This is a genomic window from Chryseobacterium turcicum, assembly GCF_021010565.1.
GTDB lineage: Bacteria > Bacteroidota > Bacteroidia > Flavobacteriales > Weeksellaceae > Chryseobacterium > Chryseobacterium turcicum.
In genome coordinates, this window is the sequence record NZ_JAJNAY010000001.1 from 1,095,802 (window position 1) to 1,108,966 (window position 13,165).

The 13,165-nt window shown below is 34.1% G+C and carries 12 protein-coding genes; 10 read left to right on the forward strand and 2 right to left on the reverse strand.

Features of this window, described 5'->3' with window-relative positions; all coding sequences use genetic code 11:
• Window positions 1-63: 63 nt before the first annotated feature.
• The 9 genes from LO744_RS05110 (at window position 64) to LO744_RS05150 (ending at window position 10,961) form a co-directional block, all read left to right on the forward strand.
• The gene (locus LO744_RS05110) at window positions 64-1,992 is read left to right on the forward strand and encodes an LTA synthase family protein (protein WP_230667533.1); all 1,929 of its coding nucleotides are present in this window, start codon (window positions 64-66) and stop codon (window positions 1,990-1,992) included.
• Window positions 1,993-2,136: 144 nt separating this feature from the next.
• The gene (locus tag LO744_RS05115; protein WP_066675806.1) at window positions 2,137-2,556 is read left to right on the forward strand and encodes a DUF2147 domain-containing protein; all 420 of its coding nucleotides are present in this window, start codon (window positions 2,137-2,139) and stop codon (window positions 2,554-2,556) included.
• A 110-nt stretch (window positions 2,557-2,666) separates the two neighbouring features.
• The gene (locus LO744_RS05120) at window positions 2,667-3,647 is read left to right on the forward strand and encodes a pyruvate dehydrogenase complex E1 component subunit beta (protein WP_230667535.1); all 981 of its coding nucleotides are present in this window, start codon (window positions 2,667-2,669) and stop codon (window positions 3,645-3,647) included.
• A gap of 124 nt (window positions 3,648-3,771) precedes the next feature.
• Window positions 3,772-5,763 (forward strand): KUP/HAK/KT family potassium transporter, encoded by a 1,992-nt coding sequence (locus LO744_RS05125; protein ID WP_230667537.1) that lies wholly within the window; start codon window positions 3,772-3,774, stop codon window positions 5,761-5,763.
• Window positions 5,764-5,839: 76 nt separating this feature from the next.
• A complete protein-coding gene (locus LO744_RS05130; RefSeq protein ID WP_047399628.1) occupies window positions 5,840-6,313 on the forward strand; it encodes a Fur family transcriptional regulator in 474 nt (157 codons plus the stop codon).
• Window positions 6,314-6,316: 3 nt separating this feature from the next.
• The gene (locus LO744_RS05135; protein WP_230667539.1) at window positions 6,317-8,059 is read left to right on the forward strand and encodes an OstA-like protein; all 1,743 of its coding nucleotides are present in this window, start codon (window positions 6,317-6,319) and stop codon (window positions 8,057-8,059) included.
• Window positions 8,060-8,318: 259 nt separating this feature from the next.
• Entirely contained in the window at window positions 8,319-9,494 is a 1,176-nt protein-coding gene (locus tag LO744_RS05140; protein WP_230670494.1) for an aspartate aminotransferase family protein, read from the forward strand.
• A gap of 191 nt (window positions 9,495-9,685) precedes the next feature.
• A complete protein-coding gene (locus tag LO744_RS05145) occupies window positions 9,686-10,072 on the forward strand; it encodes an START-like domain-containing protein (protein WP_066675814.1) in 387 nt (128 codons plus the stop codon).
• Window positions 10,073-10,151: 79 nt separating this feature from the next.
• Window positions 10,152-10,961, forward strand: coding sequence for an aminotransferase class IV (locus LO744_RS05150; RefSeq protein ID WP_230667542.1), 810 nt, complete (start codon window positions 10,152-10,154; stop codon window positions 10,959-10,961).
• Between the two features lie 231 nt (window positions 10,962-11,192).
• On the opposite strand, the gene LO744_RS05155 is transcribed toward LO744_RS05150, so the two are convergent.
• Window positions 11,193-11,741, reverse strand: coding sequence for a YqgE/AlgH family protein (locus LO744_RS05155; protein ID WP_230667544.1), 549 nt, complete (start codon window positions 11,739-11,741; stop codon window positions 11,193-11,195).
• A gap of 24 nt (window positions 11,742-11,765) precedes the next feature.
• On the opposite strand from LO744_RS05155, the gene pdxH reads away from it, so the two are divergent.
• Window positions 11,766-12,407 carry a pyridoxamine 5'-phosphate oxidase gene (gene pdxH, locus LO744_RS05160; protein WP_230667546.1) on the forward strand — a complete coding sequence of 214 codons (642 nt, stop codon included), beginning with the start codon at window positions 11,766-11,768 and terminating at the stop codon, window positions 12,405-12,407.
• 87 nt (window positions 12,408-12,494) lie between these two features.
• Here the strand turns inward: pdxH and LO744_RS05165 are convergent, their stop codons facing one another.
• Entirely contained in the window at window positions 12,495-12,806 is a 312-nt protein-coding gene (locus tag LO744_RS05165) for an HU family DNA-binding protein (protein ID WP_230667548.1), read from the reverse strand.
• Between the last annotated feature and the right edge of the window lie 359 nt (window positions 12,807-13,165).

The window sequence follows — 13,165 nt, forward strand, 5'->3', positions numbered from 1 at the left end:
TGAATTTAACGTAATTTTGCACCCGATAAATAATCGACTTTTAAAAAAAATAATATTTAAAAAATGAAATTTTTCAAAGAATTCAGAAAAGAAGAAATCCTCGTTTTGTGCTACAGGCTTTTCTTGGCTTTTGTTTTTTATCAGATTGCGAGACTTTTGTTTTGGTTTTTCAATAAAGATTTAATAAAAGTAGACAGCGTTGCAGACTATCTCAGTCTGGCTTATCACGGGATTGCTTTTGATACAACAGCGATATTGTATGTAAATGCTTTGTTTATTTTGTTGAGTTTAATTCCGATTGTTATCAATACAAAAAGCGGATATCAAAAGGTACTGATTTGGCTATATTTTATTACCAACGGAATTGCTTTTGCAATGAATTTTGGTGATTTTATTTATTATAAATTTTCTCAGGCAAGATTGACTTCGGCTGCATTTCAGGTAGCAAAACATGAGACGAATATTTTTAAAGTATTTACTGTTTCTATCAAAGAGCATCCTTTTATCCTTATTTGGTTTGTGCTTTTAATGGCTGCATGGGTTTTTCTGTACAAGAGATTTAAAATTAATTATAAAAAACCGGTAAAGCTCGTTCCTTATTTTATTTGGTCTGTAGTGACTTTATGTATTTCTGCGGTATTAATTGTTGGAGGAATCAGAGGAGATTTTAAGCATAGTACAAGGCCTATTAATTTGGTAGATGCCAATAAGTTTGTGAAAACACCGCTTCAGGGAAACATTGTGTTGAATTCTACTTTTTCGTTTTTCAGAACATTGGGAACGAATAATTTTAAGGAAGTTCATTTTGTTGACCAGAAATTTATTGATGAAAATATCAATACATACAAACTTTACGACAGACAGGTTCAGGATAAACCCAATGTCGTAATTTTTATTGTTGAATCTTTCGGTAGAGAATATTCGGGAGCTTTTAATAAAGATAAAAATATCAAAGATTATGTTTCTTACACACCTTTTATAGACAGTTTGGCGAATGAAAGTCTTATTTTTCCGAATACTTTTGCCAATGGAAGGCAATCTATTCATGGGATGAGCAGTATTTTGGCGGGAATTCCGAGTTTGACGGATGCATTTACAAGTTCGCCTTATTCTAATCAAAAAATTCAATCTATTGTTTCGGTTTGTAATGATTTAGGATATGATACTTCATTTTATCACGGTGCGCCGAATGGTTCGATGGGATTTTTAGGTTTTGGAAATATTCTTGGCTTTAAACATTATTTCGGAAAAGACGAATATAATCATAATGAAGATTTTGATGGAATGTGGGCGATATGGGATGAGCCATTTTTACAATATTTTGCTAAAAATGTAGGGAAATCAACACCTTTTATGGCAACCGTTTTTACAGCATCGTCGCACCATCCGTTTAAAATTCCTGCAAAATATAACGGAAAATTCAAAAAAGGAAAAATTGAAATGCATGAGCCGATTCAATACACCGATTATGCAATTAAAGAATATTTTGAAACAGCTAAAAAGCAACCGTGGTTTAAAAACACCATTTTTGTATTTACAGGAGACCATCCCAATCAGGTGTATTACTCAGAATATGAAAAGGCGATGAATCGTTTTGCGGTTCCGTTGATTTTCTATTCTCCAAATCCTGAATATCAATTAAAAGGAGTGAATAATGAATTGGCACAGCAAATTGATATTTATCCTACATTGGCAGATTTGATTGGGTATAATAAAAAAATCAGAAGTTGGGGGAGAAGCTTGGTAAGTGATAAAAAATATGAACCTTTGATTGTCAATTCAGACGGAACTTCGGAGCAGTTTATCTATGGAAATTATATTTACAGATTTGATGGCAAAAATATCATAGGTATTTATGATAAAAATGATTTAGGCTTTGAAAACAACTTGAATGATAAAATAAAATCTCCGGAAACTGAAAAAGGAAAGCTCATTGCTAAAGCTTGGTATCAGGACTATATGAGTCGTGTGATTAATAGAAAGCTGAACTAGTTTTTAATTGTTTAATTTTTAAAATAGGTTTTTCGGCTGTTATATATGCAAAGGATAATAAAAATGTTTGTGCGTTTAAAATTTATGTTTATTTTTAACTAATTAAGAATTTAAGAATCTATAAATTAAATTAAACTCTATAATATGAAAAAATTATTAGCAACATTTGTACTTTCACTATTCAGTGTGATGTCATTTGCACAAATCGAAGGAAAATGGAAAACCATAGATGATGAAACCAAACAAGCGAAATCTATCGTAGAAATCTACAAAAAATCTGATGGTAAATATTATGGTAAAGTATCTCAGTTATTGATTAAACCAGCAGATCCTAACTGTACATCATGTAAAGATGACAGAAAAGGAAAACCAATTTTAGGATTGGAAATCATCAGAGGGCTAGCAAAAGATGGTGATGAGTTTACAGGTGGAACGATTACGGACCCAAAAACCGGTAAAACCTACAAATGTACCATCACAAAAAGCGGAGATAAATTAAATGTGAGAGGATATATGGGTGTTTCTATCTTAGGAAGAACACAGGTATGGCAGAAAGTAAACTAAGTAAGTTTAAAATAATATTAAATATAAGGCAACTCATCAATGAGTTGTCTTTTTTGTTATGTAAATAATAAAAAAACACTATTTTTGTACTCTAAATTTTTCAAATAAATATGGCAGAACATACTTTTCGTGAAGTGATTGCGCAGGCAATGAGTGAGGAAATGCGTAAAGACGAATCCATTTTTCTAATGGGAGAAGAAGTTGCAGAATACAATGGTGCATACAAAGCTTCTAAAGGAATGCTGGATGAGTTTGGTGCTAAACGCGTAATCGATACACCTATCGCAGAGCTTGGTTTTACAGGAATCGCGGTGGGCGCAGCAATGAATGGTAACAGACCAATTGTAGAATATATGACATTCAATTTTGCTCTTGTTGGGATCGATCAGATTATCAACAACGCAGCAAAAATTCGTCAGATGAGTGGTGGCCAGTGGAACTGCCCGATTGTTTTCCGTGGTCCTACAGCTTCTGCAGGTCAGTTGGGAGCAACACACTCTCAGGCTTTTGAAAACTGGTTCGCAAACGTTCCGGGTCTTAAAGTAGTCGTTCCTTCAAACGCTTATGATGCGAAAGGATTATTAAAAACGGCAATTCAGGATAATGATCCTATCATTTTCATGGAATCTGAACAGATGTATGGAGATAAAATGGAAATTCCTGAAGAAGAATATTACTTACCAATAGGAAAAGCAGACATAAAAAGAGAAGGTACAGATGTAACTTTGGTTTCTTTCGGAAAAATCATGAAATTGGCAATTCAGGCAGCTGAAGATATGGCTAAAGAAGGTATTTCTGTAGAGGTAATCGATTTGAGAACGATTCGTCCTTTAGATTTTGATACTGTTATCGCTTCAGTAAAGAAAACAAATAGATTGGTAATTTTAGAAGAAGCTTGGCCATTTGGTTCTATATCTTCAGAGATTACTTATATGGTACAGCAGAAAGCATTCGATTATCTGGATGCGCCAATCAAGAGAATTACGACTCCTGATGCACCTGCTCCTTACTCAGCGGCTTTATTTGCAGAATGGTTCCCGAAACTTGAAAAAGTAAAAGAGGAAATCAAAAAAGCAATGTACGTGAAATAATGACGATATGATTATAGAAAAAAACTTCCGAAAGGAAGTTTTTTCATTTATACAATGCATGACTTATGTGACGGTGGGTGATAAATTTAATATAAATTTGCGCTTTTAAAAATAATAAGCTGACATGGCAGAAGTTACTGAAGGAGGTCATCATATAGACCTTAAAAAGCTTTCATTTGTGGGAGTTATCGTCTCTCTCGGAATCGTTTTCGGAGATATCGGTACCTCGCCGCTTTACGTAATGAAAGCGATTGTTAATGCAAGGAAAGATGGTTCTACCATGCCTTTCGACACTTATATAGAAGGTGCTCTTTCTTGTATTATCTGGACATTAACTCTTCAGACGACGCTTAAATATGTGATTATCGCTCTTAAGGCAGATAACCGCGGTGAAGGGGGAATTTTAGCATTATACTCTTTGGTAAAAAAGCTGAAAAAGAAATGGCTCTACGCCGTCGCCATCATCGGAGCCTCAACCTTGGTTGCAGATAGTGTGATTACACCTTCTCTTACGGTAATGTCCGCGATTGAAGGGCTTAAAATCTACAATCCTGATACACCGGTTGTCTTTATTACCCTTTTTATTCTCTTTATCGTTTTCGTTGTACAGCAATTCGGAACGGCTTCCATCGGGAAATTCTTCGGACCCATTATGGTGACGTGGTTTTTGGTTCTGGGAGGTTTCGGATCAATGCATATTGTTGATCATATCGAAATTTTAAAAGCATTCAATCCAATGTATGCCTATAACCTGATTACGCATTCACCAAGTGCGATTGTGATTATGGGGGCAGTGTTTTTATGTACAACAGGAGCCGAAGCTTTATATTCAGATTTAGGGCATTGTGGAGCAAAAAATATCCGTGTAAGCTGGATTTTTGTTAAATTAATGTTGATTCTTAATTATTTAGGACAAGGTGCTTGGTTATTAGATAATTATGAGAAAGTTTTTACAGGAGTTAATCCTTTCTTCGGAATTATGCCTGAATGGGCAGTTTTACCGGGAGTAATTTTGGCAACTTTGGCAGCTATTATTGCGAGTCAGGCTGTAATTACGGGTTCATTTACGATGTTTTCTGAGGCGATGTCTATTTCATTCTGGCCCAATCAACATATTGAATATCCTTCAGGAGTAAAAGGACAGATGTATATCCCAAGAATTAATTGGGGATTAATGTTTTTCTGTTTCATCGTAGTTATTTTCTTCCAAAAATCAGAGCATATGGAAGCGGCTTATGGTTTAACGATTACCATAACGATGTTGATGACCACTATCTTATTGACATATTGGCTGAGCCGAACGAGACTTAATAAGGTATTTCTTTTTGGTTTCGTAGCGATTTATCTTGTCCTTGAGTCTGGATTCTTCTACGCCAATGTGATTAAATTTTTCGATGGCGGGTGGTTGACAATGGTTCTTGGTGGATTTATCGCGGTCTGTATGTACGCTTGGTATAACGGAAGATTATTAAAAGCAAATTTCACAAGCTATGTGAAGATTGATAAATACGTTTCGATCATTAAAGACATGAAATTAGATGAAACAATACCAAAATATTGTACCAATCTTGCCTACTTGAGTCGTGCGAAACGAAATGACGAAATAGAATCTAAAATTATTTATTCTATCATTAAGAAGCAACCAAAAAGAGCTGATCATTATTTTATTTTAAGTATTGTTAATCAGGAAGATCCTTATACTTTTAAATACAGTGTTGATGAAATTTTACCGGGAACAATCTATAAAATTAATTTCCTTTTAGGATTTAAAGTAGACCGAAGAATCAATGATTATTTTAACATGGTTTTAAAAGATTTAATGGCTGATGGAACGATTCCGTCAAGAAGTAGCCATCCTTCTTTGAGAGCGCATGATGTTCCGCCAGATTTGAAATATGTAATCATAGATAACACCTATATCAACGATATTCTCTTGACGGTAAAACAAAAAATTACGTTAAATATTTACAATTTTGTTAAATATATCGGGAGTGATGACTTCAAATCTTGGGGAGTTACTTCGCACAATGTTGTCGTAGAATCGGCTCCATTGACCGAGGAAACGATTTCGAGCAGTAAAATTCAACAAGCAGAATTCCGAAGGTCTAATTTTTAACATTCGCATTTTATAACTGAAATCCATCATATTGATTTAAATAAAAATCGATAAATTTGTAGGAATAAATTTTTTAATGGATACTTTACAAAAAGAAAAAAATATAGCTTTAATAAAAGACGTTTTACGTAATTATTTACTTGAAAAAGGTTTTCGTAACACGCCTGAACGATACACCATCTTAGAAGAGATTTATAATATGGATCATCACTTCAATGTTGATGATCTGTATCTTCTGATGATGCAGAAAAAATATCATGTTTCTAAAGCTACAATTTACAATACCATCGAGATTTTCCTTGATGCTGGCTTAATTCGTAAGCACCAGTTTGGTGAAAAAACGTTGACTTCATCTTCTTACGAGAAATCTTATTTTGATAAGCAACATGATCATTTGGTGATTTACAAAAAAGATTCAGATAAAGAGATTGAAGAAATCATCGAGTTCTGCGATCCTAGAATTCAGGGGATTAAAGAAGCAATAGAAGGAGCTTTTGGCGTAAAAATTGATTCTCATTCGCTGTATTTTTATGGCACTAAGAATGATTAATCAATGAGACTGATTGTTTTTCTATTTCTATTTATTTCCTCGTTCACTTTGGCTCAGGTTACCCCGAAACCTGTGCTGCGTGATCCTTATTTGCAAAACCCTGTAAAAAATCAGCCTCAGAAGAGTAAGCCTGGACAAAAGGTGAAGATCATTCATGCTGATGAAATTAATAAGGATACCAAATATGAAGGGAATCGTTATCTTACAGGAAATGTTATAATAGAACACCAAGGTTCTACACTTTCTGCGGATGAAGTAGTAATGTATGATGAAGAGAATTTTGTAAAGGCTATTGGCAATGCAAAACTTGTTAATTCTGATGGCTCAGTCATTACTTCCTCAGAAATGGAATACGACGGAAATACTCAGAAGGGTATTGCCCGAAAAAATGTTGTTTTAACGGATGTTAAAGGAACGATTATTCAAACTGAAACCATGTATTACGATCGGGTTTCTAATCAGGCGTATTTTAATACGGGCGGAACAATCAATGATGGGAAAAGTACAACCTATGCAAAATCTGCGACATATTTTCTTACGACACGTACAATAGATCTTACCGGAAGGGTGAAAATCGTAGACAAAGATTATACTTTAGAAGGTGATAATGTCGTACAAAATCAAAATACAAATGTCGTTACCATCAACGGGTATACGGTAATTACCAATAATAAGAATCCTAAAAACAGAATTGTTACCGAAAAAGGAACGCATAATATGAATACCAAAGAGTCTTTTCTTACAAAAAACTCTAGGATTTACTATAATGACAAAATTCTTACCGGTGACGAGATGTATTACAACCAGCTTACTGGTTTTGGTAAAGCGACAGGAAATGTAACATTGGATGATCCTTTAGAGAAAAGATACATGAAAGGTGGTTATGGCGAAATTTTCGAAAAGAAAGATTCATCTATGATGACCAAAGAGCCTTATGCAGTGAAGATTTTTGAGAAAGATTCTATTTATTTTGCCGCAGAAAAAATTCTGTCTTATCAGAAGCCAGATACTGCAGATATTACCAAAAAGAAAAGTTACTTAAGAGCTTTCAGAAAGGCGAGAATTTATAAATCTAATGCCCAGGGGAGAGCAGATTCTATCGCGTTTAATGAAACAGACGGAATCATGCACATGTACACCGATCCTATTTTGTGGAGCGGCGAAAAGCAGGTGACAGGCGATAAAGTAGAAGCTTACTTTAATACAACAACTGAAAATATCGACTCTCTAAAAGTTATAGGAAATGGTTTTGCGATTGCAAAAGTAGATTCGCTAAATCTTTTGGATGAATTTCATCAGGTGAAAGGAAAGTTGATGACCGTGTATTATGAAGGACCGGATATTAAAGAAATTAAAGTAATCGGAAATGCAGAGGCTATCACCTATGCTGATGAATTTAATAAGAAGACAAAGGTTAATGATAGGATAGGGGTTAATGTTTCACTGTGCGGAATTATCGGTGCGTTGTTTGATCAACGACAGTTACAGATTATTTCTTGCAGCATTGGTGCGGTTGCAAAAACTTATCCGATGAGTCAGATTTCTCCACAACAGAAAAAGTTTGAAGATTTCAACTGGAATACCAAAGACCGAATACGGAAATGGCAAGATATTCTCGTCGACTCACCAAATTATGAAGAGATAAAATACGAGCCCAACGATACGCTTTACAACAAAGTGCAGGAAGTTGCAGAAAAAGAGAAAGCTAAAGAAGAAGCCAAAAAACCTAAAAGGGTAAGGAAATAATAAGTGAAAGACCAGTTGTAAAGCTGGTCTTTTTATTTGTGTAAATACGAACTTATTTGGTAGAGCCTTGACAAGGTTTTAAACCTTGACAAGGCTTAATTTTAATTAGACGCATGACTTAATTTTAATTAGACGTCTTAATTGAAGAAGTTACACGTCTAAGTTTAAATATCTACAAATACGGGCAATAATCACCTATTAAATTTCTGCATCTGATGAATGTTTTTTAGCTTTGCCTAAAATTTTTGGTACAATGGAAATGCAAAACGATTTTTTTAAATATCAGGCTCAAACGACCCAATTTGCAGCAGGTTTTGAAGTAGAAAAAGCAGAAGGAAGCTATATTTTTGGGAAAGATGGCAGAAAGTATCTTGATTTCGTAGCAGGAGTTTCTGCAAACACTTTAGGGCATTCGCATCCGAAAATTGTCAATGCAATCAAAGAACAGGCTGATAAATATCTTCATGTGATGGTTTATGGGGAATATGCGCAGGAAAAACCTGTTGAATTGTGCCGATTATTAGCCGAAGCAACTCCGAATCCTTTAGAAATTACTTATTTGGTCAACAGCGGAGCAGAAGCGATCGATGGAAGTTTAAAGCTAGCAAAAAGATATACCGGAAGGGAAGAAATTGTTTCTTTTAAAAACTCTTACCACGGTAATACGCATGGAGCATTAAGTGTTTCGGGTCATGAAGGTCACAAAAGAGAATTCCGTCCTTTGCTACCGATGATTTCTTTTATTGAATTTAATAATGAGAATGATTTCGATAAAATTACCGAAAAAACGGCTTGTGTAATTCTTGAAACCATTCAGGGTGCAGCAGGTTTTTTAGTTCCTAATGATGATTATTTAGTTAAACTAAAAAAGAGATGTGAAGAGGTGGGGGCACTTCTTATTTTGGATGAAATTCAACCGGGTTTCGGAAGAACTGGTAAACTGTTTTCTTTTGAGCATTTCGGTATTGTTCCTGACATTCTTGTGATGGGAAAAGGAATGGGCGGAGGTGTTCCTGTAGGAGCATTTATGAGTTCTAAAAAAATAATGGAAACCTTATCACATTCTCCAAAATTAGGTCATATTACGACTTTTGGTGGCAATCCTTTAATTGCTGCGGCTTCTCATGCCACATTGAAAGAAGTTTTAGAAAGCGGTTTAATGAATGAAGTGGATGAAAAGGAAAAATTATACAGAGAACTTCTAGTACATCCTAAAATAAAAAACATCAACGGGAAAGGTTTGATGCTTGCGGTAAATCTTGGAACTCCAGATTTTACACTGAATGTTGCTAAAAGATGCATGGAAAAAGGCTTAATAGTTTTCTGGCAATTATATAGAAACGAGTATCTGAGAATTTCGCCACCGCTTACTATTTCTAAAGAAGAAATTACAGAAGGTTGTAAGATTATTCTTGAGGTTTTAAATGAAGAATAATTGAAAATAAACGCGTTGTAAAACCATTATTTTTGAAGAAGTTTTTTGAGATAATTCTATTCTGAATAGTAGAGGTAAATTTCATTTTGAAGCAATGAAGTTAATTCTGATAAAAATCATAAAAATATAGATATAATCTTGCGTAATAAAAAAATTAATTTATATATTGCGTGACGTTAAAAACAAGTTATATGGCGAAACATAAAGTCCATTACGAATTCCCAATGCACTGTCTTTCAGAGATTTTGTATGAATATTTGGCAACTGCTGAGGGATTGTCTGAATGGTTTGCAGATGAGGTAGTAGAGAAAGGTGATGATTTCTTTTTCAGTTGGGGCGGAGGTCCTGCTGAAAAGGCGACTTTAATCAGATATAAGCCTGAAGGTTTCGTACGTTACAGATGGGAAGAGGATGAAGGGACCAAAAACTTCTTCGAGATGACTATTACAATTGATGATATTACAGAAGATCTGGCTTTAAATATTACAGATTTTTGTGAAGAAGGGGATGAAGAGGAAAACGCAATGTACTGGGAAAACCTTATCGAAAACCTTAGAATAAAATTAGGTGCTGCTTAATTCATAAGCGGGACTGTTTTAATGAACAAAACTGATGAACGATTTATCGTTCATTATTTTTTTATAAAAGAATTAAATTTTGAAAAATACCTATTTTACTTCTGAAGAACTTGAATTGAAAAACCGCGCATTTCTCTCAGGAGATGCGGTGAAAGTTTCTTTTTTTATTAGAAATTCAAAATTAATCATGGATGAAGAATGCTATTTCTTTTTAATGGCGTCCATGAGAAAAATGAGAATGAATATTCCTCTTTCTTACACCCTGGAGTTTTTTCAGAATCTTTTTAATGAAAAAGTGATTGCGGGAAGCAATATTCATAACGGAATTATCAATTTCTTGGTATTCAGAAATTCAGACGGAATTACTTTGTCTAAATCTTCGGTTTCTTATTATTTTGAAGTGGAAGAAATGGATGATATTCTTTCGATTCATCAAAGACCTTTAGAATTAGATTTAATTAAGGAAATTAATGTAAATAATAATCTCCTAAGCAATATCCGCGTTCATTGTCCTGAAAATATTTATGGGAAAATTTACGCCCAGGAAAATGACTTGGATGATGTGATATTATTAAATCCGAATAAGCGAATTGCACGTTCTACCACAGGGAATCTTTTATTCTTGGAAGGGTATGTAGTTAAAATACCAAAACAGTCTGAAGGAGCTTATATTTCGCCGTTATTGGAGAATTTTGTAACCTTCTTGCACAAAAATAATCTTGCCGATACTCAGGAGCATGAAATTATTGCTTTTGAATCTCAGAAAGCAGAAGAAATTCTATTGATTTCAGATGAAAAAGGAGTCTTTTCAGTAAAGAAAATTAGAAATAAAACTTTCGAAAATACCCGCTTCACCGAATTGGTTGAAAGCTGGAGAAATAGTTTCTAAAATTGACAAACCCGGTAAACAACATTGAAGTCCTTTACCGGGTTTTATTCTAACCGAGGTTAGAAATTGTATTTTATTTGGGTAAAGCTTCAAAATCTAAATAAACATGTTTTGCTGCTTTCATCGTACTTGTTTTATATATTCTCAAAGAACGGGAAAAGTATCTTAAAAATTTTATAACAAAAACATAAAATTTGTTAAATTTTAAATCGCTTCAATGTGAAGTAATGGTTAGTTTAAAGAAATATCTTCCGGAGCATTGGCCCATAAAAGATATTCACCACCAAGATTTTGCATAATAGATTTCCATAGAGTATGGTCATTGGGGAGGGTGTAGTCGAGATTGTAGACATCTACTACCGTCCAGACTTTTTGTTGTACTTCATTATCGAGCTGTGAGCCAGACCAACCAGAATATCCTGAAAATATTTTCACATCCTGAATGCTGATTTCGTTCTGCAGCACGGCATTTATGATGAGCTCTATATCTTCAGTAAGATAATATTCGTCATTTATTACGGTGTAATTTTCCGTTACTTTTTTGCCTTTGATGATAAAAAAGACTTTATCATTTTCCACAGGGCCGCCATCGTAAACTTCAATTTCAAAATCGAAAAAATTTTTGAAACGATTACTCATTTTAGTGTTTTTCTTATTCAGTATCAAACCAAATGCTCCATTTTCGGTATGGTCGATAATTAGCACAACCGACCTTGAAAAAATATCGCCGGAAATATCGGGTGTGGAAATTAATATTTTACCTTTGTATGAGTAATTCATACTCAAATTTAATAAAAATTATTTATGGAAAACCTCCACGATAAAAGAAAAATCTACGAAAAATCTCAACTTATTGAAACTGAGATTAAAGAGAATCCTATTGAGCAATTCAGAGATTGGTTCTTAGATGCTTCTGAAAACCCTTCCGTCTCTGAGGCTAATGCAATGGCGGTTTCTACATTGGAGGAAGATGGCTGTCCGCGTACAAGAATGGTCTTACTGAAAGAATATACCTACGAAGGTTTTATTTTTTATACGAATTACGATAGCCGAAAAGGAAAAGCAATTGAAAAAACACATAAAGCCTGTCTTCATTTCTTTTGGCCCGGTTTAGAAAGGCAGATTATTATTAAAGCAGATTTAGAAAAAATTGCTGAGAATTTAAGTGATGGTTATTTTCATTCAAGACCCAAAGGCAGTCAGCTTGGTGCTGCGGTTTCCCCACAAAGCCAGGAAATCCCCGACAGAATGTTTTTAGAAGAAAAATTAAAAGCATTAGAGCAAGAGTACGAGAATAAAGAAGTTCCCAGACCTGAAAATTGGGGCGGGTATATCGCAAAACCTTACGAAATAGAATTTTGGCAGGGAAGACCCAATAGATTGCATGACAGGATAATTTATATCTTAGAAGATTTCGACTGGAAAATCTCTCGATTGGCACCTTAATTTTTAATTATTGAAGTCGAAACCTGTGTTATTTATACGAAAAAACCCCATCATATGATGAGGTTTTCTTTTTTTATAATCACGTGATTATTTTTTCTTTTTAGCAGCTGCAGGAGCGTTTGCCATTGCTACAGCCGAAGATAAATCTGCACCTGCTTTAAACTTAGCAACAGTTTTAGCTTCAATATTGATTGGTTTTTTTGTAGCAGGGTTAATACCTTGTCTTGCTGCTCTTTCAGATACTGAGAAAGTACCGAAACCTACTAAAGATACTTTTCCATCTTTATTCTTTAGGGTGGTAGTTACATTAGAGATGAAAGATTCTAATGCTGCTTTAGCGGCTACCTTAGTAATTCCTGCGTCTTTTGCGATTGCGTCGATTAATTCAGACTTGTTCATAATTTTAATATTAAAAGTTAGTTAGTTATAGAAGCAAATTTAAAACAATTTTCAAATTGTGCAAATTTTTTGCAAAAACTTATTGATTTTTTTTACAATTTGTTAAAATTGATTGAAAATTGATAATTCGGGTTTTTGCGAAAAAGCTACGTTTCGAGGTACTAAAATCATGCCAACTCCTTATGTTTATTGACTTTCCGTGATTCTACGGTTTTATTCTTTGATTTATTAATTCCCTAATTTGGTGTCAAGTATTTATTTTTTTATAGATATGCTTGTTGAGTTTGTAAAATAATTATCAATATTTTACTGTGGATAAAATTAATCGCCTCTATTGATGGGACTTGTAATTTATATTT